Origin of the sequence: Streptomyces sp. NPDC048361 (assembly GCF_040651795.1) — a bacterium.
Taxonomy (GTDB): Bacteria; Actinomycetota; Actinomycetes; order Streptomycetales; family Streptomycetaceae; genus Streptomyces.
The window spans coordinates 210,143-232,467 of record NZ_JBEZKW010000001.1; the positions used below are offsets into that span (position 1 = coordinate 210,143).

Here is a 22,325-nt window from a genome sequence, read left to right on the forward strand (position 1 = left end):
CATGAAGTGTCATGAGCCTGGCGTCTGTCCACTTCCGTGGCACACACCAGCAAGGGGGGCTCATGAGACGCAGAGCGAGAGCGATCCTCGCCGCTGCATCACTGCTGACGGCCGGCCTGATGGCGGCACCCGCCGCCCAGGCCCGCCAGAGCGGAGCGGACGGCGAGGGCATCGTCGTCTGGAACGCCCAGGTCAGCCGTGCACAACTGCCGCTGCTCCTGGCGGCCGGCGCCGACGCCCAGGAACTGGGCGCCAAGCTGCCCGCCAAGGGCTCGGCCGGAGTCGAGCTCTACCTCACCAAGTCCCAGGCCGCGGCGTTGCGCGGCAAGGGCGTCGGCCTGTCCGAGCGCAAGGTCTCCACTCAGACCCAGAACCACCTCAAGGCCGCGGGCGACGGCGTGTTCCGCCCCTACAGCGGCCCGAACGGCCTGAAGCAGGAGATCCTCGACACCGGCAAGGCCAACCCGTCCCTCACCAAGGTCGAGTCGATCGGCAAGACCGTCGACGGCCAGGACATCCTCGCCCTCAAGCTGACCAAGGGCGCCAACAAGTCCAGGGACGGCTCCAAGCCCGCCACGCTGTACATGTCCAACCAGCACGCCCGGGAGTGGATCACCCCCGAGATGACCCGGCGGCTGATGCACTACTACCTCGACAACTACGGCAAGGATCCGAGGACCACCAAGATCGTGGACTCCACCGAGCTGTGGTTCGTGCTCTCCGCCAACCCGGACGGCTACGACTACACCTTCACGCCGGGCAACCGGCTGTGGCGCAAGAACCTCGCCGACAACAACGGCGACGGCAAGATAACGTCGGTCGACGGCGTCGACCCCAACCGCAACTTCCCCTACAAGTGGGGCTACGACAACGAGGGTTCCTCCGACGACCCCTCGAACGAGACCTACCGCGGCCCGAGCGCGGGCAGCGAGCCCGAGACCAAGGCGCTCGACTCGTTCGAGAAGCGGGTCCACTTCAACTACGCGATCAACTACCACTCCGCGGCTGAACTGCTCCTGTACGGAGTGGGCTGGCAGGTCGCCACGCCGACCCCCGACGACGTCATCTACAAGTCGCTGGCGGGCACCCCCGACAAGCCGGCCATCCCCGGCTACCTCTCGGAGCTCTCCTCGGCGCTCTACACCACCAACGGCGAGGCCGACGGGCACGCGGCGAACGTCAACGGCACGATGATGTTCACCCCCGAGATGTCGACCTGTGCCACGGCCTCGAACGTGGACCCGAACGACGCGTGGAACGCCGCGGACTGTCCCTCCGACTTCAACTTCCCCGACAGCGAGAAGCTGATCCAGGGCGAGTTCGAGAAGAACATCCCCTTCGCGCTCTCCGTCGCGGAGACCTCGGCCCACCCCGACCAGCCCTCGTCCTCGCTCGGCATCGCCGCCCCCGACTTCACCCCGGACACCTTCTCGACCTCGTACGCGCGCGACGACGACCAGGAAGTCGCCGTCACGGTCCGCAAGTCGGTGCGCGACAAGACCCTCAACTACCGCGTCAACGGCGGCCGCAAGCACACCGAGGAGCTGAGGCCCTGGAAGGGCGGTGACGTCTTCGGCGGTGAGGACAACATCCGCTTCGACCAGTACCGCGCCAAGGTCGAGGGCGCGGACGCCGGTGACAAGGTCGAGGTGTGGTTCACCGGCAGAACCGCCGCGGGCAAGTCCACCGCCGGCACGCCGTTCACGTACACCGTGGCCGCCCGGCCCAAGGGGGACACCCTGGTCCTCGCCGACGAGGGCGGCACCGCCCCCGCCAAGAACGCCGCGCTCTACACCAAGGCGCTCGCCGACAACGGCAAGAAGGCGGCCGTCTGGGACGTGGCGACCCAGGGCGCTCCGAGCGTGCTCGGCGTGCTCAGCCACTTCAAGAATGTCCTCTGGTACACGGGCAGCGACCGGGAAACGGCACCGACCGCGGCCACCACGTTCGCCGTACGGGACTTCGTCAACGAGGGCGGCAAGCTGATCGACGCCGGTGAACAGGCCGGCGGCAGCGTCGACCTCGGCGGCGGCGCCCTCTCCGACGACTTCTCGCAGTACTACCTCGGCGCCTACAACAAGGCCGGGCTCAAGTCCCCGCCCGCCTTCGCCGGATCAGGCAAGCTCGCCGGCGCCACCGCCCCGCTGGCCGCCGCACCCGGCAGCCCGCTCACCGCGGCCGGCACGTACACCGTCACCTCCGACACCCTGAAGCCGGCGCAGTTCCCGCAGTTCAAGAGCGCCGCCGCCGGTGACTACCCCGGGGTGCGCACGCCCTTCGAGCCCGCCGAGGGCTCGTGGTTCGCCGCGGCGCAGCACCGCGACGACGCGTACATGCGGCTCGCCCGCACCGTCGACCTGGCCCAGGTGGCCGCCGCGCAGAAGCCGAGTCTGGACTTCCAGCTCAGCTACGACACCGAGCCCGGCTACGACCAGGTGATCATCGAGGCGCACACCGTCGGCCAGGACGACTGGACGACGCTGCCCGACCTCAACGGCGGCAGCACCACCAGTGTGCCCAGCCAGTGCGAGCAGGGCTTCCTCATGCAGGAACACCCCTTCCTGACGCACTACCTCACGGCCGGCTCACCTGCCTGCACGGCGTCCGGTACCAGCGGCTCCTGGAACCGCTTCACCGGCTCGTCCGGCGGCTGGCAGCAGGTCTCCGTCGACCTCGGCGCCTACGCGGGCAAACAGGTCGAGATCGCCGTCGCCTACGTGTCCGATCCGGGCACCGGCGGCCTCGGCGCCTTCGTCGACGACACCCGGCTCGTCATGAACGGCACACCCTCGGACACCGAGGGCTTCGAGACCTCACTCGGGCCCTGGAGCGTGCCGGGAGCACCGGCCGGCAGCCCCGGCAACAGCGGAGACTGGGCGCGCTCGCAGGCGCTCTTCCACTCATCGGCCGCCGTCACGACCCCCTCCACCGTCCTTCTGGGCTTCGGCCTGGAGAACGTCAGCACGGCCGCCGGCCGCAAACAGGTCGTCGCGAAAGCACTCAGCGCACTGCACCACTGACACCGTGTAGTGGGGCCGAAGGTCCCCGGAGGCCCGTATCGCACGAAGATACGGGCCTCCGGGCCGGTCCGGGCGTGATTTCGGAACCATACGGGCGCTCTGATGTCACTTCGCGGGCCCCGGGGAGGTAGGGTCGTAAGCGGTCGGGGACATCCCATACAACTCGCCGGCGTCGAGTACCCGGCGTACCTAACGAGGAGATCGGTTCGTGACGATCCGCGTAGGCATCAACGGCTTCGGCCGCATCGGGCGCAACTACTTCCGGGCGCTCCTTGAGCAGGGTGCAGACATCGAGATCGTGGCTGTCAACGACCTTGGTGACACCGCGACCACTGCTCACCTCCTGAAGTACGACACCATCCTGGGTCGCCTCAAGGCCGAGGTCACCCACACCGCCGACACCATCACGGTCGACGGCCACACCATCAAGGTGCTCTCCGAGCGCAACCCGGCCGACATCCCCTGGGGTCAGCTGGGCGTCGACATCGTCATCGAGTCGACCGGCATCTTCACCAAGAAGGCCGACGCCGAGAAGCACATCGCGGGCGGCGCGAAGAAGGTCCTCATCTCGGCTCCGGCCAAGGACGAGGACATCACCATCGTGATGGGCGTCAACCAGGACACGTACGACGCGGCCAACCACCACGTCATCTCCAACGCCTCCTGCACCACCAACTGTGTGGCGCCGATGGCCAAGGTCCTCGACGAGAACTTCGGCATCGTCAAGGGTCTGATGACGACGGTCCACGCGTACACCAACGACCAGCGCATCCTGGACTTCCCGCACTCGGACCTGCGCCGCGCACGCGCCGCCGCCGAGAACATCATTCCGACCACGACCGGTGCCGCCAAGGCCACCGCTCTGGTCCTGCCGCAGCTCAAGGGCAAGCTCGACGGCATCGCGATGCGCGTGCCCGTCCCGACCGGTTCGGCCACCGACCTGGTCGTCGAGCTGCAGCGCGAGGTCACCAAGGACGAGGTCAACGCCGCGTTCAAGAAGGCCGCCGGCGACGGCGACCTGAAGAACATCCTTTACTACACCGAGGACCCGATCGTCTCCTCCGACATCGTGGGCGACCCGGCCTCCTGCACCTTCGACTCCTCCCTGACCATGGTTCAGGAGGGCAAGACGGTGAAGATCCTCGGCTGGTACGACAATGAGTGGGGCTACTCCAACCGACTCGTCGACCTGACCGTCTTCGTCGGCGGCCAGCTCTGACCTCGGTCCGGTAGGCACCTGATGTGAGCTACAGGGCTCGGGCAGCGCGATGATGCGCTGTGCGGGCCCTGTCGCCTGTCCTGACCGCCCCGCCTCGTACCACCCAAGGAGCCATCCTCACATGAAGACGATCGACGAACTTCTCGCCGAAGGGGTCGCCGGCAAGCGGGTCTTCGTCCGCGCCGACCTCAACGTGCCCCTGGACGACGGCCGCATCACCGACGACGGCCGCATCCGCGCCGTGCTGCCCACCATCAAGGCGCTCGTCGCCGCCGACGCCAAGGTCGTCGTGGCCTCGCACCTGGGCCGCCCCAAGGGCGCACCGGACCCGCAGTTCTCGCTGCGTCCCGCCGCCGACCGGCTCGCCGAACTCCTCGGCGCGCCCGTCGCGTTCGCCGAGGACACCGTCGGCGCCGCCGCCCACGACGCGGTGAACGGACTCGGATCCGGCCAGGTCGCCGTCGTCGAGAACCTGCGGTTCAACGCCGGTGAAACGGCCAAGGACGACGCCGAGCGCGGCGCCTTCGCCGACCAGCTCGCCGCCCTCGCCGATGTGTACGTCGGCGACGGCTTCGGCGCGGTGCACCGCAAGCACGCCTCCGTCTTCGACCTCCCGGCGCGCCTTCCGCACTACGCGGGCTACCTCATCGCCACCGAGGTCGGCGTCCTCAAGAAGCTGACCGAGGACGTCAAGCGGCCCTACACCGTCGTGCTCGGCGGCGCCAAGGTCTCCGACAAGCTCGCCGTCATCGACGAGCTGCTCGGCAAGGCCGACCGCCTCCTGATCGGCGGCGGCATGGCGTACACCTTCCTGAAGGCCAAGGGGTACGAGGTCGGCATCTCCCTGCTCCAGGAGGACCAGATCCCGGTCGTCACGGAGTACATGGAGCGCGCCGAGAAGAACGGCGTCGAGCTGGTGCTGCCGGTCGACGTCCTCGTCTCCAAGGACTTCCCGGACCTGAAGACCAAGGCTCCGGCCGACTTCCGGACCGTCGACGCGGACAAGATCCCCGCGGACCAGGAGGGCCTCGACATCGGCCCCAGGTCCCGTGAGCTGTTCGCCTCGAAGATCACCGACGCCGAGACCGTCTTCTGGAACGGCCCGGTCGGCGTCGCCGAGCACCCCGACTACGCCGGCGGTACCACCGCCGTCGCACAGGCCCTGCTCGACAGCAAGGGCTTCACCGTGGTCGGCGGCGGCGACTCCGCCGCGGCCGTCCGCAACCTGGGCTTCGACGAGACGAAGTTCGGCCACATCTCGACCGGTGGCGGCGCGAGCCTCGAATACCTCGAGGGCAAGACGCTTCCCGGCCTCGCCGCACTGGAGGACTGAACACCTGTGAGCACCCGTACCCCGCTGATGGCGGGCAACTGGAAGATGAACCTCAACCACCTCGAGGCCATCGCGCACGTCCAGAAGCTCGCCTTCGCCCTCGCCGACAAGGACTACGACGCCGTCGAGGTCGCCGTCCTGCCGCCCTTCGTCGACCTGCGCTCCGTGCAGACCCTCGTCGACGCCGACAAGCTCAAGATCAAGTACGGCGCCCAGGACATCTCGGCGCACGACTCCGGTGCCTACACCGGCGAGATCTCGGGCCCGATGCTGGCCAAGCTGAAGTGCACCTACGTCGCCGTGGGCCACTCCGAGCGCCGCCAGTACCACGACGAGAACGACGAGATCTGCAACGCCAAGGTGAAGGCCGCGTACAAGCACGGTCTGACCCCGATCCTGTGCATCGGCGAGGGCCTCGACGTCCGCAAGGCCGGCGAGCAGGTCCCCTACACCCTCGCCCAGCTCGACGGCGGCCTGAAGGACGTGCCGGCCGAGCAGGCCGAGTCCATCGTGATCGCGTACGAGCCGGTCTGGGCGATCGGCACCGGCGAGGTCGCCACGCCCGAGGACGCCCAGGAAGTGTGCGGAGCGATCCGCGCGCGCCTGGCGGAGCTGTACTCGCAGGAGCTCGCCGACAAGGTGCGCATCCAGTACGGCGGCTCGGTGAAGTCCGGCAACGTGGCCGCGATCATGGCCCAGCCGGACGTGGACGGCGCCCTGGTCGGCGGCGCCGCGCTGGACTCCGAGGAGTTCGTCAAGATCGTCCGCTTCCGCGATCAGTAAGTATGCGGTAGCGCGGATCCGTCGTACCCTTGCGGGGGCCGGGACAGGGATTGTGGAATTGTCCCCCCGGCCCCCGTCGCCATATCAGTCCTAGAGAGTTGGTCCAGCCGTGATTGTCGGGTTCTCGATTGCCCTGATCGTCTTCAGCCTGCTGCTGATGCTGCTGGTGCTGATGCACAAGGGAAAGGGCGGCGGCCTCTCCGACATGTTCGGCGGTGGCATGCAGTCCTCCGTCGGTGGCTCCTCGGTCGCCGAGCGCAATCTCGACCGCATCACCATCGTGATCGGTCTGTTGTGGTTCGCGTGCATTGTCGTACTTGGTCTGCTGATGAAGCTCAAGTAAGCCGCTGTCGTTCGGCGTTTCGGGGGTGGGGTGTAACTCCAATCGCTGGACGCGCGTTGGGCCTTACGTAGACTGGGGCATCTTCGAGCACCATCACGCAGGGAGTTACGACCGTGGCAAGTGGCAACGCGATCCGGGGAAGCCGGGTCGGAGCGGGGCCGATGGGGGAGGCCGAGCGCGGCGAGTCCGCGCCGCGCCTCCGCATCTCCTTCTGGTGCTCGAACGGGCACGAGACGCAGCCGAGCTTCGCCAGTGACGCACAGGTTCCGGAGACGTGGGACTGCCCGCGCTGCGGATTCCCCGCAGGACAGGACCGGGACAACCCGCCGGACCCACCGCGCACCGAGCCGTACAAGACCCACCTGGCGTACGTACGCGAACGGCGCAGCGACGCGGACGGCGAGGCGATCCTCGCGGAAGCACTCGCCAAACTCCGCGGCGAGATCTGACGGATGAAGGGCCCATGGGGTGAACTCGGTTCATCCGCAGGGCCCTTCGGTGTATTCCGGGCCCGGCACGCCCGCCGCTCACTTCCGGCTTTCTTCTGGGCCGCCGCCGCGCTGAGTCCTGCCCGCGCCGCCTGATCAATTAGGTTGGAGGGGCAGCGGGGCAAGGTACGCAAGTACGAGAAGAAGTGGGCTGATGCCGGAGATGAACGCAGGAAGCCGTACCAGGCTCAACCAGATGCCCGAGTGGACCGCACTGGGCAAGCACCGGGAGCAGATGGGTGACACCCATCTGCGTGAGCTGTTCGCCGCCGAGCCCGACCGGGGCACCGCATACACCCTGGCGGTCGGCGACCTCCACCTCGACTACTCCAAGCACCTGGTGACCGGCGAGACCCTCGCGCTCCTGCGCGAGCTGGCCGCGGCCACCGATGTCACCGGGCTACGGGACGCCATGTTCCGCGGCGAGAAGATCAACGTCACCGAGGACCGCGCGGTCCTGCACACCGCACTGCGCGCCCCGCGCGACGCGGTGATCGAGGTCGACGGCGAGAACGTGGTGGCGGGCGTCCACGAAGTGCTCGACAAGATGGCCGCGTTCTCCGGGAAGATCCGCTCGGGCGAGTGGACCGGCCACACCGGCAAGCGCATCAAGAACGTCGTCAACATCGGCATCGGCGGCTCCGACCTCGGCCCGGCGATGGCGTACGAGGCCCTGAAGTCGTTCGCCGACCGGGAACTGACGGTCCGTTTCGTCTCCAACGTGGACGGCGCCGACCTCCACGAGGCGGTCCGCGACCTGGACGCCGCCGAGACGCTGTTCATCATCGCGTCCAAGACGTTCACCACCATCGAGACCATCACCAACGCCACCTCGGCCCGCGACTGGCTGCTCACCGAGTTGCAGGCCGGTCAGGACGCCGTCGCCAAGCACTTCGTGGCGCTGTCGACCAACGGCGAGAAGGTCGCCGACTTCGGCATCGACACGGCCAACATGTTCGGTTTCTGGGACTGGGTCGGCGGGCGTTACTCCTTCGACTCGGCCATCGGCCTCTCCCTGATGATCGCCATCGGCGCGGACCGGTTCCGCGAGATGCTGGACGGGTTCCACCTGGTCGACGAGCACTTCCGCACCGCGCCCGCCGAGTCCAACGTCCCTTTGCTGATGGGTCTGTTGGGGGTCTGGTACGGGGCGTTCTTCGACGCGCAGTCGCACGCGGTACTGCCGTACTCGCACTACCTGTCCAAGTTCACCGCCTACCTCCAGCAGCTGGACATGGAGTCCAACGGCAAGTCCGTGGACCGCGACGGCAACCGGGTCGACTGGCAGACCGGACCCGTCGTGTGGGGCACGCCGGGCACCAACGGGCAGCACGCGTACTACCAGTTGATCCACCAGGGTACGAAGGTCATCCCGGCCGACTTCATCGGCTTCGCCGAGCCGGTCGCCGGCCTGCTGCCGGGCCTGGTCGCCCAGCACGACCTCCTGATGGCCAACTTCTTCGCCCAGACCCAGGCCCTCGCATTCGGCAAGACGCCCGACGAGGTGCGCGCCGAAGGCGTGGCCGAGGAGCTGGTGCCGCACAAGACGTTCCAGGGCAACCACCCCACCACCACGATCCTGGCCAAGGAGCTGACCCCGTCGGTCCTCGGCCAGTTGATCGCGCTGTACGAGCACAAGGTGTTCGTCCAGGGTGCCATCTGGAACATCGACTCCTTCGACCAGTGGGGCGTCGAGCTCGGCAAGGTCCTCGCGAAGCGCGTCGAGCCCGCCCTGACCGAGGGCGCCGACGTGCCGGGCCTCGACGGATCCAGCAAGGCGCTCGTCGCCAAGTACCGCGCGCTGCGCGGCCGTTGAGCCGCTCGGCGCGTTGAGCCCCAACGGCCTGCTGAGCCGCTGAGGCGCCCGTGACGACGAACGGCCCGGCCCGCCCCCGAAGGGGTGGACCGGGCCGTTCGCGTGCGGCGTCAGGCAGACGCCGGGGGGTACAGCGACCGTGGCAGCTCGGACGCGGCAGCCGCGTCCAGGAGCCACAGGGTGCGGGCGCGGCCGTACGCGCCCGCGGCCGGAGCCTGGACCTCGCCCGCGCCCGACAGGGCTATCCGCGCCGCGTGCGCCTTGTCCTCGCCGGCCGCGAGCAGCCAGACCTCGCGCGCCGACCGGATCGCCGGGAGCGTGAGCGAGATGCGGGTGGGCGGCGGCTTGGGAGCGCCGTGCACCCCGACCACCATCCGCTCGGTCTCCCGCACCGCGGGCAACTCCGGGAACAGGGACGCCACATGGGTGTCGGGTCCGACCCCCAGCATCAGCACGTCGAACGTAGGTACCGGCCCGTGGTCCTCGGGACCGGACGCCTCGGCGAGCTCCGCCGCGTAGGCGGCTGCCGCCGCGTCCGCGTCATTGCCGAAGACCCCGCCCGAAGCCGGCATCGCGTGGACCCGCTTGGGGTCGAGCGGTACCGCGTCGAGCAGCGCCTCACGCGCCTGGGTGTAGTTGCGCTCGGGGTCGCCCTCGGGCACGAACCGCTCGTCGCCCCACCACAGGTCGAGCCGCGACCAGTCGATCGCGTCCCGGGCCGGCGAGGAGGCGAGCGCCGCGAGCAGCCCATTGCCGTTGCGGCCGCCCGTGAGGACCACGGACGCCGAACCGCGGGCCGCCTGGGCGTCCACGACCTTCGTGATGAGCCGGGCAGCGGCTGCCTCGGCCATCAGCTCCTTGTCGCGGTGGACGACCAGCTGCGGCGTGCTCACTTCGCCGCTGCCTTCTTGGCAGGCGCCGCCTTCTTCGCGGGCGCCGCCTTGGCCTCTGCGCCGTCGGCGCTGTCCTTGCCGGCCTGCGCGGTCTTCTCCTCGACGCCCTCGCCGAGCTTGTCGACGCCGTACTTCAACGCGGACGCGTAGGTGTCGTCCGGGTCGAGGCGGCGCAGCTCCTCCGCGATGAGCTCGGAGGTCTCACGGCGCTTGAGGGCCACCGCACGGTCGGGCTGGCCCTGCATGGACAGCGTCGCGAGCGAGCCGTCCGCGCGGTCCAGGACGATCGGACCGCAGTCCGTCTCCAGGCGTACGGCGGTGAGGCCCGGGCCCTGCGAGAGGGAGCGCTTGACCGGCACGTCGAGCCGGTCGGCGAGCCACATCCCGAGCAGTTCGCAACTCGGGTTGAACTCCTCGCCCTCCACCTCGGCGCCGATGACCTTGCAGGTCACCTGGTCGAGGGCCGCGGCCAGCATCGAACGCCACGGCGTGATGCGGGTCCACGACAGGTCGGTGTCGCCGGGGGTGTACGCCTCGGCGCGGGCGGTCAGCTCCTGGATGGGCTGCTCGGCCGCGTAGGTGTCGGTCACCCGGCGCTGGGCGAGCGCGCCCAGCGGGTCCTGCGCCGGGTCGATCGGCGCGTTCACCGGCCACCAGACGACGACCGGCGCGTCCGGAAGCAGCAGCGGGAGCACCACGGACTGGGCGTGGTTGAGCACCTCGCCGTACATCCGCAGCATCACCGTCTCGCCGGTGCCGGCGTCCGCGCCGACCCGCACCTCGGCGTCGAGGCGGGAGGCGGTGCGGTCGCGGGGCGAACGCGAGACGCGCTTGATGACGACGAGCGTGCGCGAGGGGTGCTCGCGCGAGGCCTCGCCCGCCGCCCTCAGGGCGTCGTACGCGTTCTCCTCGTCGGTGACGATGACGAGGGTGAGCACCATGCCGACCGCGGGGGTGCCCACGGCCCTGCGGCCCTGCACGAGCGCCTTGTTGATCTTGCTGGACGTGGTGTCCGTAAGGTCGATCTTCATGGCCGACGCCAGCTCCGTCCGTCTCGTGCGAGCATTTCGTCCGCCTCGTCGGGACCCCAGGTCCCCGAGGGGTACTGGGCGGGCTTGCCGTGTGCGTCCCAGTACTTCTCGATCGGGTCGAGGATCTTCCAGGACAGCTCGACCTCCTCCACGCGCGGGAAGAGGTTGGAGTCGCCCAGCAGGACGTCCAGGATGAGGCGCTCGTAGGCCTCGGGGCTCGACTCCGTGAAGGACTCGCCATACGCGAAGTCCATGGAGACGTCCCGGACCTCCATCGAGGTGCCCGGCACCTTGGAGCCGAAGCGCACCGTCACGCCCTCGTCCGGCTGCACCCGGATGACCAGGGCGTTCTGGCCCAGCTCCTCCGTGGCGGTGTGGTCGAAGGGGGAGTGGGGAGCGCGCTGGAAGACCACCGCGATCTCGGTGACGCGCCGGCCGAGCCGCTTGCCGGTGCGCAGATAGAACGGCACGCCCGCCCAGCGGCGGTTGTCGATCTCCAGCTTGATCGCGGCATAGGTGTCGGTCTTCGACTTGGGGTCGATACCGTCTTCCTGGAGGTAGCCGACGGCCTTCTCGCCGCCCTGCCACCCGGCCGCGTACTGCGCACGCACGGTGGACTTGCCGAGGTCCTTGGGCAGCCGTACGGCGCCGAGCACCTTGGTCTTCTCCGCCGCCAGCGCGTCCGCGTCGAAGGAGGCGGGCTCCTCCATCGCGGTCAGCGCCATGAGCTGCATCAGGTGGTTCTGGATGACGTCACGGGCCGCGCCGATGCCGTCGTAGTAGCCGGCCCGGCCGCCGATGCCGATGTCCTCGGCCATCGTGATCTGCACGTGGTCGACGTAACTGCGGTTCCACAGCGGCTCGAACATGGTGTTCGCGAACCGCAGGGCCAGGATGTTCTGAACGGTCTCCTTGCCCAGGTAGTGGTCGATCCGGAAGACCTCGTTGGGCGGGAAGACCTCGTGCACGACCTGGTTGAGCTCCTCCGCGGAGACCAGGTCGTGGCCGAACGGCTTCTCGATGACCGCGCGGCGCCAGGAGCCGTTCTTCTGGTCGGCGAGCCCGTGCTTCTTGAGCTGCTGGACGACCTTGGGGAAGAACTTCGGCGGCACCGACAGGTAGAAGGCGTAGTTGCCGCCCGTGCCCTGCGCCTTGTCGAGCTCCTGGATCGTGGACTTCAGGGTCTCGAACGCGTCGTCGTCGTCGAAGTCGCCCTGGACGAAGCGCATCCCCTGGATGAGCTGCTGCCAGACCTCCTCACGGAACGGGGTGCGGGCGTGCGCCTTGACGGCGTCGTGGACCTCTTGGGCGAAGTCCTCGTCCTGCCACTCGCGGCGGGCGAAGCCGATCAGCGAGAAGCCCGGCGGCAGCAGACCGCGGTTGGCGAGGTCATAGACGGCGGGCATCAACTTTTTACGGGACAAATCGCCCGTGACGCCAAAGATCACCAGGCCCGACGGCCCCGCGATACGCGGGAGCCGTCGGTCTGCGGCGTCACGAAGCGGATTCGCTTGGCGAATCGCAGTCAAGATTTACGCCTCCGAGGGTGCGAGGCGCTTGAGCTCCGCCTCGGTGGACTTGAGCAGGTCGTTCCAGGCGCCTTCGAACTTCTCGACGCCCTCGTCCTCCAGGAGCTGCACGACCTCGTCGTAGGAGATCCCCAGCTTCTCCAGGGCGTCGAGCTCGGCACGCGCCTGCTCGTAGGTGCCGGTCACCGTGTCACCGGTGATCTGCCCGTGGTCGGCGGTGGCCTCAAGAGTGGCCTCCGGCATGGTGTTCACCGTGTTCGGCGCCACCAGGTCGTCCACGTACAGGGTGTCCTTGTACGCCTTGTCCTTGACACCGGTCGAGGCCCACAGCGGGCGCTGCTTGTTGGCGTGCGCCTTGTCGAGCGCGGCCCAGCGGTCGGAGGAGAAGACCTCCTCGTACGCCTGGTAGGCCAGGCGCGCGTTGGCCAGACCCGCCTTGCCGCGGGCGGCCTTGGCCTCGTCGGTGCCGAGCGCGTCGATCCGCTTGTCGATCTCCGTGTCCACACGGGACACGAAGAAGGACGCCACGGAGTGGATCTTCGACAGGTCCAGGCCGCGCTCCTTGGCCTTCTCCAGGCCGGTCAGGTAGGCGTCCATGACCTTGCGGTAGCGCTCAAGGGAGAAGATCAGCGTGACATTGACGCTGATGCCGAGCCCGATGGTCTCGGCGATCGCCGGCAGACCCGCCTCGGTGGCCGGGATCTTGATGAGCGTGTTCGGGCGGTCCACCAGCCACGCGAGCTGCTTGGCCTCGGCGACCGTCGCCCTCGTGTTGTGCGCCAGGCGCGGGTCGACCTCGATGGAGACCCGGCCGTCCTGGCCGTCGGTGGCGTCGAAGACCGGGCGCAGGATGTCGGCGGCGTCCCTCACGTCAGCCGTCGTGATCATGCGGATGGCCTCTTCGACGGTCACCTTGCGGGCCGCGAGGTCGGTCAGCTGGGTGTCGTACCCGTCACCCTGGCTGATCGCCTTCTGGAAGATGGACGGGTTGGTGGTGACACCGACCACGTGCGACTGGTCGATCAGCTCGGCCAGGTTGCCGGACGTGATCCGCTTGCGCGACAGGTCGTCGAGCCAGATCGCGACGCCTTCGTCGGAGAGGCGCTTGAGTGCGTCTGTCATGAGAAATGCATCTCCTACTAGTTCGTATACCGGCGTCAGCGCTTGGCGGCGTCGATGGATTCCCGGGCGGCTGCGGCCACGTGCTCGGCAGTGAAGCCGAACTCCTTGAACAGGACCTTGCCGTCCGCCGAAGCGCCGAAGTGCTCCAGCGAGACGATGCGGCCCGCGTCACCCACGAAGCGGTGCCAGGTCAGACCGATACCGGCCTCGACCGCGACGCGTGCCCGGACCGAGGGCGGCAGGACGCTGTCCCGGTACGCCTGGTCCTGCGCCTCGAACCACTCCACGCACGGCATCGAGACCACACGGGTCGGAACGCCGGCGGCCTGGAGCTGCTCGCGCGCCTCGACGGCGAGCTGCACCTCGGAGCCGGTGCCGATGAGCACGACCTGGGCATCGCCGCCTTCGGCGTCCAGGAGCACGTAGCCGCCCTTGGCTGCGTCCTGGTTGACCTCGTACGTCGGCACGCCCTGGCGGGTCAGCACGAGGCCGTGCGGGGCCCCCTTGCCGTACACCTTGGTGTAGCGCCGGAGGATTTCGTGCCAGGCGATGGCGGTCTCGTTGGCGTCCGCGGGGCGGACCACGTTGAGGCCGGGGATGGCGCGCAGCGAAGCGAGGTGCTCGACCGGCTGGTGCGTCGGACCGTCCTCGCCGAGGCCGACCGAGTCGTGCGTCCACACGTAGGTGACCGGCAGGTGCATCAGCGCGGAAAGACGCACGGCGTTGCGCATGTAGTCGGAGAACACCAGGAAGGTGCCGCCGTAGATGCGGGTGTGGCCGTGCAGTGCGATGCCGTTCATCTCCGCGGCCATGGAGTGCTCGCGGATGCCGAAGTGCACGGTGCGGCCGTACGGGTCGGCCTCGGGCAGCGGGTTGCCGGCCGGCAGGAACGACGACGTCTTGTCGATGGTCGTGTTGTTCGAGCCGGCGAGGTCGGCGGAGCCGCCCCACAGCTCGGGCATGACCGCGCCGAGTGCCTGAAGGACCTTGCCGGAGGCGGCGCGGGTGGCGACGGCCTTGCCGGTCTCGAAGACGGGGAGATGCGACTCCCAGCCCTCGGGCAGCTCACCCGCGTTGATGCGGTCGAACTCGGCGGCGCGCTGCGGGTTGGCGGTGCGCCACGCGGCGAACGTCTTCTCCCACTCGGCCTTGGCCTCACGGCCGCGGTCGAGCGCCTCGCGGGTGTGCGCGAGCACCTCGTCGGCCACGAAGAAGGACTGCTCGGGGTCGAAGCCGAGGACGCGCTTGGTGGCGGCCACCTCGTCGTCGCCGAGCGCCGAGCCGTGCGCGGCCTCGGTGTTCTGCGCGTTCGGGGCGGGCCAGGCGATGATCGAGCGCATCGCGATGAACGACGGCCGGTCGGTGACGGCCTTCGCGGCCTCGATCGCGTCGTACAGCGCCTCCGGGTCCAGGTCGCCGTCGGGCTTCGGCGCGACGCGCTGGACGTGCCAGCCGTACGCCTCGTACCGCTTGACGGTGTCCTCGGAGACGGCGGTCTCGGTGTCGCCCTCGATCGAGATGTGGTTGTCGTCCCACAGCAGGATTAGGTTGCCGAGCTGCTGGTGGCCGGCGAGCGAGGACGCCTCGGAGGAGATGCCCTCCTGGAGGCAGCCGTCACCGGCGATCGCGAAGACGAAGTGGTCGAACGGGGAGGTGCCGGGGGCCGCCTCCGGGTCGAACAGGCCACGCTCGTAGCGGGCGGCCATCGCCATGCCCACCGCGTTGGCGACACCCTGGCCCAGCGGGCCCGTCGTCGTCTCGACGCCGGTGGTGTGGCCGTACTCCGGGTGGCCGGGGGTCTTGGAACCCCAGGTCCGGAACGCCTTGAGGTCATCCAGCTCCAGGCCGAAGCCGGCCAGGTACAGCTGGATGTAGAGGGTCAGGGACGAGTGGCCCGCGGAAAGGACGAAACGGTCGCGGCCCACCCAGTCGGCGTCCGCCGGGTCGTGCCGCATCACCTTCTGGAAGAGGGTGTACGCGGCCGGCGAGAGGCTCATCGCCGTACCTGGATGGCCGTTGCCGACCTTCTGTACGGCATCCGCGGCCAGTACGCGGCCGGTGTCTACGGCCCGCTGGTCCAGCTCGGTCCACTGGAGGTCTGTGGTGGTCGGCTTGGTGCTCACCCTGAGTCAGGGCTCCTCTCCACATGTCGTATCCCGGTGACTGAGGGCGCACCGGGCGTTGTCGAGCCTACCCCCGCAGGAACGCTCATTTTTTCGACTTACCGCAGGTTGAGACGGACACGTCCAGGGTGCCGGGGACCGGCGAAATCCGCCTCCCGGCGAACCATCCCCAACACGACCCCACCCCCGGGGATGGCGGCCTATGGGCAACGTCTACAGTGGCGTGGTACGCGCAAGTCTTAACCGGGCCTTCACGTCCGGGAACGTCCCGGATCACCGGGGACTTGCTGGGAATTCTCTGTCAGGGGTGTGCGTGACGGCCGTCGAGTCCCGACCCGCAGGGGTCGTCTTGACTCCCAGCCCGGGGGGCCATCGGCCATTCGGGGCCCGCGTCAAGGCCTTTGTGGCGCTGACCAAGCCACGGATCATCGAACTGCTCCTCATCACCACCATTCCGGTGATGTTCCTGGCCGAGCAGGGCGTTCCCCCACTGTGGCTGGTCTTCGCCACCACACTGGGCGGGTACCTCTCAGCGGGCGGCGCAAACGCCCTGAACATGTACATCGACCGCGACATCGACGCGCTGATGGACCGCACCTCCCAGCGTCCGCTGGTGACCGGCATGGTCTCGCCGCGTGAATGCCTGGTCTTCGGCATCTCGCTCGGCGTCATCTCGACGCTGTGGTTCGGGCTCCTCGTCAACTGGCTCTCGGCCGCCCTCTCGCTCGGTGCGCTGCTCTTCTACGTCGTCGTGTACACGATGCTCCTCAAGCGCCGGACCTCGCAGAACATCGTGTGGGGCGGCATCGCGGGCTGTCTGCCGGTGCTCATCGGATGGTCCTCGGTCACCGACTCGATGTCGTGGGCGCCGGTCATCCTGTTCCTCGTCATGTTCTTCTGGACGCCGCCGCACTACTGGCCGCTGTCCATGAAGGTCAAGGAGGACTATGCCCGGGTCGGCGTGCCGATGCTGCCGGTGGTCGCCTCCAACAAGGTCGTGGCCCGTCAGATCGTCCTCTACAGCTGGGTGATGGTCGCCGTCTCACTGCTGCTGACGCCGCTCGGCTACACGGGCTGGTTCTACACGGTGGTCGCGCTGGTCTCCGGCGGTTGGTGGCTGTGGGAGGCGCACGCGCTCCAGTCCCGTGCCAAGAACGACACCACCGGCACCAAGCTCAAGGAGATGCGCCTGTTCCACTGGTCCATCACCTACGTGTCGCTGCTCTTCGTGGCCGTCGCGGTGGACCCGTTCCTGCGCTGACCCCCTTGTTCGTACGGCTGAGGGGCCAGTGGCGCAAGCCACTGGCCCCTCTTGTCGCTCCCGGATCTACCCGCTAGTAGCATCGCGGCATGGCAGACACCCAGGTTGACGAGAAGCAGGCCGCGAAGGCCGAACGGCACGCGGCCAGGCTGGCCCGCCTGATCGGCTCCTTCGCCAAGGAGCACGGCGGCGCCGAGGGCCAGATCGCGTACCTCGGCCAGAAGGGCGCCCGCATCGTGCTGGTCGGCGAGGACGGCGGCTGGGGCGACCTGGTGGCCCCCACCCACGCCGTCGCGCTGAGCGCCGTCGAGAAGTCCGGGATCACCGTCCACGAGGACTTCGACGGCGAGTTCGCCGCCAAGGTGAAGACCGGCCCGTACGAGTGGAGCCGCATGGCCGGCATCCAGCTCGGCGGTCCGAAGAACAGCTGAGCGGCAGCCGATCAATACCGATCCGGGGCTCACCCGTTAGGAGGGGTACAAGCGCGTCCACCCCAGGGAGCCCCGGATGATCGACACCCCGACCCTGGTGGACCAGTACTGCCACGGCATCCTGCGCACCGAGCTGGGCCTCGGCACCTTCGAGACGGCCCTCGGCCGCACCGGAACGCTCCCCGCACCCGGCACCACCTTCTTCGACACCCAGACCGGCTTCGCCGTACGCCGCTGGTGTCCCCCGCTCCTCGGCCTTGAGCCGCACTGCCCGCCGGCCCGCTATCTGGCCCGCCGCCGCGAGCTGGGCGTACTGGAGTCGGGCAGACGCCTGTTGAGGGGCTCCGGGGTCTCCACCTATCTGGTGGACACCGGGCTGCCCGGCGACCTCACCGCGCCCCACGAGATCGCCGCGGCGGGCGCGGCCGACGCCCATGAGATCGTCCGACTCGAACTCCTCGCCGAACAGGTCGCCGACACCTCCGGAACCGTCGAGTCCTTCCTCGCCAACCTCGCCGAAGCCATGCACACCGCGGCGCACTCGGCCATCGCCTTCGCCTCGGTGGCGGCCGTACGCGAGGGACTCGACCCGGAGCCGCCGGGCCCGGGGGAGGTGCGCGGCGCGGCCGGGCGGTGGCTGGCGGGCCGGCGCAAACACGACCGCCTCGACGACCCCGTCCTCCTGCGCCACCTGCTGTGGAGCGCCGTCGCCTGCGGCCGCCCGCTCCAGCTCCAGGTGGGCATGGCCGACCCGATGCTGCTCGCCGGATTCGCGGACGCGACGGGCGGGCTCGGCACGAATCTGGTGCTGCTCCACGGCTATCCGTACCACCGCCAGGCCGCGCATCTGGCCGGTCTCCACCCGCATGTGTACGCGGATGTCGGGCCCGCCCTGGTGCGCACGGGAGCCCGCGCCGCCGCCGTACTGGCGGAAATCCTGGAGCTGGCTCCCTTCGGGAAACTGCTCTACTCCAGCGGAGCGTGCGGGCTTCCCGAGCTGCACGTGGTGGGCGCGCGGCTCTTCGCCGAGGCGCTCGGCCGGGTGCTGGGCGGCTGGGTGGACGAGGGCGCGTGGTCACGCGCGGACGCGCAGCGGGTGGCGGGGCTGATCGCGGCGGGCAACGCGAGACGGGTCTACGGGCTACCGGACCCGGCCTAGCCCGGTTTGCCAGGCCCCTCAGGCGTGGCTCAGGGCGGAGTCGGCCTGGGCCGGCACCTCGGCCGGGAGCTCCGGCCGCTCGCGCAGCGAGAGCAGCACCCGCAGCACCGCGATCCACACCAGGCACGAGCCCAGCATGTGCAGGCCGACCAGGATCTCGGGCGTCTTCAGGAAGTACTGGACGTAACCGATCACGCCCTGGCCGAGCAGCACCAGGACCAGGTCCCGGGCCCGGGCGCGCGGCCCGGCGGGTGCGTCGACGGCCTTCAGGACGAACCACAGGGCGACGGAGAGAGCCACGACGATCCAGGCGAGATCCGCGTGCAGCTGCGTGATCATCGTCCAGTCGAGCGGAATGCGCGGCACGTCCTTGGAGTCGCCGGGGTGGCGGCCGGTGCCGGTGACGATCGTGCCGACCGCGATGAGCGCGGCCGACGCGCCCACCAGAAGCCAGGTCAGCTGCACAACTGCCTTGCCCACCAAGGGCCTTGGCGCTCCGTCGCCCTCCTGAGTGCGCTGCCAGGTGATGACGGCGACCGCGATGAGTGCGCTGGAGAGCAGGAAGTGGGCGGCCACCGTGTACGGGTTGAGCCCCACCAGGACGACGATGCCGCCGAGGATCGCGTTGCCCATGACCACCCAGAACTGCACCCAGCCGAGCCGGGTCAGCGGGCGCCGCCAGGGCTTCGCGGAGCGGGCCGCGATGATCGCCCAGCCGACCGCGGCACACAGCACGTAGGTGAGCATGCGGTTGGTGAACTCGATGGCGCCGCGGAAGCCCATCTCGCTGGTGGCGGTCAGGCTGTCGCTGGTGCACTTGGGCCAGGTGGGGCAGCCGAGCCCCGAGCCGGTGAGCCGGACCGCGCCGCCGGTCACCACGATGGCGACGGCCATGACGAGTGCGGCGAGGGCCGCGCGCCGCACGACCAGGGGGGAGGCGGTCCAACGCTGCGCGATGTAGAGAAGCGGATTGCGGGCCGCTGCGGTCACATCGGCGCGGGTCACTTTCGGCATGGGCCCTATCGTAGGCGCCCGTTTGTGCATGTTTTCACGAGGGGGGTGCGGCGGGCCGTACCGGGAGGGAAGTCACTCCCCGTATGGCCTCGGCTCACTCCCAGCGGAAGAACTTCGCCGCCGCACCGAGGCCCAGGACCGCCCAGACCGCGAGGATCCCGAGGTCGCCCCACGGCATGGCGGCGCCGTTCGCCAGCACGTCGCGCAGCCCGTCGGAGAGGGCCGAGATGGGGAGCAGGTTCAGCACGGACTGGACGCCGCCCGGGAACTTGTCCATCGGCACGATGACCCCGCCGGCCACCAGGAGCAGCAGGAAGACGAGGTTGGCCGCGGCGAGCGTGGCCTCTGCCTTCAGGGTGCCCGCCATGAGCAGCCCGAGCCCCGAGAAGGCGGCGGTGCCGAGCACCAGCAGGAGCAGCACGGCGAGCGGATTGCCGTGCGGGGACCAGCCGAGAGCGAAGGCGATGACCGTGAGCAGGACGACCTGGAGCACCTCGGTGACGAGCACGGCGAGCGTCTTGGACGTCATCAGCGCCCAGCGCGGCAGCGGCGACGCGCCGAGCCGCTTGAGCACCCCGTACCGCCGCTCGAAGCCGGTCGCGATGGCCTGGCCGGTGAACGCGGTCGACATGACGGCGAGCGCGAGGATGCCGGGCGCCAGGAAGTCGACGGACTTGCCCGCGCCGGTGTCGATGATGTCGACGCTCGAGAACAGCACCAGCAGGAGGCTCGGGATGATCACGGTGAGCAGCAACTGCTCGCCGTTGCGCAGCAGCATCCGCGTCTCCAGGGCGGTCTGCGCCCCGATCATCCGCCCGAGCGGCGCGGCGCCGGGCTTCGGTGCGTACGTACCAGCGCTCATGCGCGCAGCTCCTTGCCGGTGAGCTCCAAGAAGACGTCCTCAAGCGTGTGGCGCTCGACCGAGATGCCGTCGGGCATCACGCCGTGCTGGGCGCACCAGGTGGTGACGGTGGCGAGCAGCTGGGGGTCGATGGTGCCGGTGATGCGGTACGCGCCGGGCGTCAGCTCGGCCGCGGCAGAGCCGTCCGGCAGCGCCTTGAGGAGCGAGCCGAGGTCGAGGCCGGGGCGGCCGGTGAAGCGCAGGGTGTTCTCGGCGCCGCCCTTGCAGAGCTGCTCGGGGGAGCCCTCGGCGACGACCTTGCCCGCGTCGACGATGGCCACGCCGTCCGCGAGCGTCTCGGCCTCGTCCATGAAGTGCGTGGTGAGGACCACCGAGACGCCGTCGGCGCGCAGCTCGCGCACGAGGTCCCAGGTGGCGCGGCGGGCCTGCGGGTCGAGGCCCGCGGTCGGCTCGTCCAGGAAGACCAGTTCGGGGCGGCCGATGACGGCCATGGCGAGCGCGAGGCGCTGCTGCTGGCCGCCGGAGAGCCTGCGGTAGGTGGTGCGGCCGCAACTGCCGAGCCCCAGGCGCTCGATGAGCGCGTCCACGTCCAGCGGGTGGGCGTGGAGTTTCGCCATGTGGCGGAGCATTTCGTCGGCGCGGGCGCCGGAGTAGACGCCGCCGGACTGGAGCATCACGCCGATACGCGGCTTGAGGCGCCCGGCGTCGGCGACGGGGTCCAGGCCGAGGACGCGCACGGTGCCCGCGTCGGGCCTGCGGTAGCCCTCGCAGGTCTCGATGGTGGTGGTCTTGCCGGCGCCGTTGGGGCCGAGGACGGCCGTCACGGTGCCCGCGCCGACCGTGAGGTCGAGGCCGTTCACGGCGGTCTTGGATCCGTACCGCTTGACCAGGCCCACGACCTGGACGACGGGCTCGCTGTTCATGACCGGCAAGTCTAGGCCTGGGTGCCGGGTCCCCCGGCGTGGGGGCCCGGCGGCCGCCTCATCCCTCGTACGGGCGATGGACGGGCAGCCAGCGCGTCGCGTAGGAGACCGCGTCCCGGACCGGGAACAGGCGGCACACGGCCGCGCCGGCCCGGCCGCGCTCCACGCTCCGCGCGTCCCGTTCGAAGTCGGCGCCCAGCTCGGCGAAGTCCTCGCTGTCGAGGGCAGTGTCGCGGACGGTGAGCCACTCCCGGCCCCGCGGGGTCGTCGCGGCGAACGACACGTCGACGACGGGGCCAGGCACCCGGTACTCCGCCAGGTGGAAGGAGGTGCAGGAGCCGAATCCGGCGCCGAGCAGCAGCACGCGGGCGCCCGCTTCCTCCAGGCGGGCCAGCGGGCTGCGCTCGCCCAGGGCGCAGTCGAGCGGGTGGCCGGCGGTGATCCGCGACGCGCCCGGGCCGATCGCCGCGAAAGAACACTGCGGGTGGTCGCTGCGCAGCGCGCCGGGCCAGGTGCGCACGGCCTCGGGTATCACCCCGACACCCCGGCTCGGGGTGGTGCGCGGGTCGTACGCGGGGAGGGCGCCCCGGATGGTCTCCCACCACTCCTCGGGCACGGCGGGGCGGCGCCATGGGGCGGGGTCGGAGTTGTCGTTGGAGAAGGCGGGGACCACCAGCGTGCCCGTTTCGCCCAGCGTGTCGAGAAGAGATCGGACGACTGTGGGCGCGCCTCCGCAGACCCAGCCGAGCGACTTCAGGGAGGAGTGCACGAGGAGCGTCTCGCCGGGGCGGACCCCCAGCGCGCGCAGGTCGTCCGCGAGCGTCTCGCGTGTGCACAAAGGGCCGGTCACAGGCGGTGTGGGCATGGTGGGGGAGTCTGCCGCAGAGGTGTCGCGGGAGCCACCGGATTATGGCCCGTACCGATCGATCAAAGATCGTTTCCGCAGGTCATCTTAGGTTTGCCTAAGTGATGCAA

General features: G+C 69.6%; 19 protein-coding genes. 10 read left to right on the plus strand and 9 right to left on the minus strand.

Annotation, left to right across the window (positions count from 1 at the left end):
• Positions 1–62: 62 nt before the first annotated feature.
• The 7 genes from AB0D31_RS00930 to pgi all read left to right on the plus strand — a co-directional run bounded on the left by AB0D31_RS00930 (position 63) and on the right by pgi (position 9,002).
• Positions 63–3,020, plus strand: coding sequence for a M14 family zinc carboxypeptidase (locus AB0D31_RS00930; protein ID WP_362715103.1), 2,958 nt, complete (start codon positions 63–65; stop codon positions 3,018–3,020).
• Positions 3,021–3,228: 208 nt separating this feature from the next.
• Positions 3,229–4,239 (plus strand): type I glyceraldehyde-3-phosphate dehydrogenase, encoded by a 1,011-nt coding sequence (gap, locus tag AB0D31_RS00935; protein ID WP_362715106.1) that lies wholly within the window; start codon positions 3,229–3,231, stop codon positions 4,237–4,239.
• A gap of 121 nt (positions 4,240–4,360) precedes the next feature.
• Entirely contained in the window at positions 4,361–5,572 is a 1,212-nt protein-coding gene (locus tag AB0D31_RS00940; RefSeq protein WP_362715109.1) for a phosphoglycerate kinase, read from the plus strand.
• Between the two features lie 6 nt (positions 5,573–5,578).
• On the plus strand, positions 5,579–6,355 hold the full coding sequence (gene tpiA, locus AB0D31_RS00945) for a triose-phosphate isomerase (RefSeq protein ID WP_362715112.1): 777 nt from the start codon (positions 5,579–5,581) through the stop codon (positions 6,353–6,355).
• A 109-nt stretch (positions 6,356–6,464) separates the two neighbouring features.
• Positions 6,465–6,698, plus strand: coding sequence for a preprotein translocase subunit SecG (gene secG / locus AB0D31_RS00950; RefSeq protein WP_261711188.1), 234 nt, complete (start codon positions 6,465–6,467; stop codon positions 6,696–6,698).
• 113 nt (positions 6,699–6,811) lie between these two features.
• Positions 6,812–7,147, plus strand: coding sequence for an RNA polymerase-binding protein RbpA (locus AB0D31_RS00955; RefSeq protein WP_003976875.1), 336 nt, complete (start codon positions 6,812–6,814; stop codon positions 7,145–7,147).
• A gap of 202 nt (positions 7,148–7,349) precedes the next feature.
• Positions 7,350–9,002 carry a glucose-6-phosphate isomerase gene (gene pgi / locus AB0D31_RS00960; RefSeq protein ID WP_362715259.1) on the plus strand — a complete coding sequence of 551 codons (1,653 nt, stop codon included), beginning with the start codon at positions 7,350–7,352 and terminating at the stop codon, positions 9,000–9,002.
• Positions 9,003–9,112: 110 nt separating this feature from the next.
• Here the strand turns inward: pgi and pgl are convergent, their stop codons facing one another.
• Genes pgl through tkt form a run of 5 tightly spaced genes read right to left on the minus strand, consistent with a single transcriptional unit; the run spans position 9,113 to position 15,700 of the window.
• Entirely contained in the window at positions 9,113–9,895 is a 783-nt protein-coding gene (gene pgl, locus AB0D31_RS00965) for a 6-phosphogluconolactonase (protein ID WP_362715115.1), read from the minus strand.
• Positions 9,892–10,926: a glucose-6-phosphate dehydrogenase assembly protein OpcA gene (opcA, locus tag AB0D31_RS00970; RefSeq protein WP_362715118.1), complete on the minus strand. Its 1,035-nt coding sequence runs from the start codon at positions 10,924–10,926 to the stop codon at positions 9,892–9,894. Before opcA ends, pgl begins: the two co-directional genes overlap by 4 nt.
• The gene (zwf, locus tag AB0D31_RS00975; RefSeq protein ID WP_362715121.1) at positions 10,923–12,455 is read right to left on the minus strand and encodes a glucose-6-phosphate dehydrogenase; all 1,533 of its coding nucleotides are present in this window, start codon (positions 12,453–12,455) and stop codon (positions 10,923–10,925) included. The genes opcA and zwf overlap by 4 nt, the downstream gene beginning before the upstream one ends.
• A gap of 3 nt (positions 12,456–12,458) precedes the next feature.
• The gene (tal, locus tag AB0D31_RS00980) at positions 12,459–13,577 is read right to left on the minus strand and encodes a transaldolase (RefSeq protein ID WP_362715124.1); all 1,119 of its coding nucleotides are present in this window, start codon (positions 13,575–13,577) and stop codon (positions 12,459–12,461) included.
• Positions 13,578–13,612: 35 nt separating this feature from the next.
• Positions 13,613–15,700 carry a transketolase gene (tkt, locus tag AB0D31_RS00985; RefSeq protein WP_362715127.1) on the minus strand — a complete coding sequence of 696 codons (2,088 nt, stop codon included), beginning with the start codon at positions 15,698–15,700 and terminating at the stop codon, positions 13,613–13,615.
• Positions 15,701–16,007: 307 nt separating this feature from the next.
• Here tkt and AB0D31_RS00990 point away from each other — a divergent pair, with 307 nt between their 5' ends.
• The 3 genes from AB0D31_RS00990 (at position 16,008) to AB0D31_RS01000 (ending at position 18,551) form a co-directional block, all read left to right on the plus strand.
• A complete protein-coding gene (locus AB0D31_RS00990) occupies positions 16,008–16,961 on the plus strand; it encodes a heme o synthase (protein ID WP_362715129.1) in 954 nt (317 codons plus the stop codon).
• Between the two features lie 89 nt (positions 16,962–17,050).
• Complete coding sequence (locus tag AB0D31_RS00995; RefSeq protein WP_362715132.1) at positions 17,051–17,392, plus strand: hypothetical protein; 342 nt, start codon at positions 17,051–17,053, stop codon at positions 17,390–17,392.
• A gap of 76 nt (positions 17,393–17,468) precedes the next feature.
• Entirely contained in the window at positions 17,469–18,551 is a 1,083-nt protein-coding gene (locus AB0D31_RS01000; protein WP_362715135.1) for an amidohydrolase, read from the plus strand.
• 18 nt (positions 18,552–18,569) lie between these two features.
• Here the strand turns inward: AB0D31_RS01000 and AB0D31_RS01005 are convergent, their stop codons facing one another.
• From AB0D31_RS01005 to AB0D31_RS01020, 4 genes are all read right to left on the minus strand, one after another.
• The gene (locus AB0D31_RS01005) at positions 18,570–19,574 is read right to left on the minus strand and encodes a COX15/CtaA family protein (RefSeq protein ID WP_362715262.1); all 1,005 of its coding nucleotides are present in this window, start codon (positions 19,572–19,574) and stop codon (positions 18,570–18,572) included.
• A gap of 85 nt (positions 19,575–19,659) precedes the next feature.
• Positions 19,660–20,427 carry an ABC transporter permease gene (locus tag AB0D31_RS01010; RefSeq protein WP_362715138.1) on the minus strand — a complete coding sequence of 256 codons (768 nt, stop codon included), beginning with the start codon at positions 20,425–20,427 and terminating at the stop codon, positions 19,660–19,662.
• On the minus strand, positions 20,424–21,350 hold the full coding sequence (locus AB0D31_RS01015; RefSeq protein WP_362715141.1) for an ABC transporter ATP-binding protein: 927 nt from the start codon (positions 21,348–21,350) through the stop codon (positions 20,424–20,426). The genes AB0D31_RS01010 and AB0D31_RS01015 overlap by 4 nt, the downstream gene beginning before the upstream one ends.
• Before the next feature lie 58 nt (positions 21,351–21,408).
• Positions 21,409–22,215, minus strand: a complete 807-nt coding sequence (locus AB0D31_RS01020; protein WP_362715144.1) for an AAC(3) family N-acetyltransferase — start codon at positions 22,213–22,215, stop codon at positions 21,409–21,411.
• Positions 22,216–22,325 lie beyond the last annotated feature (110 nt).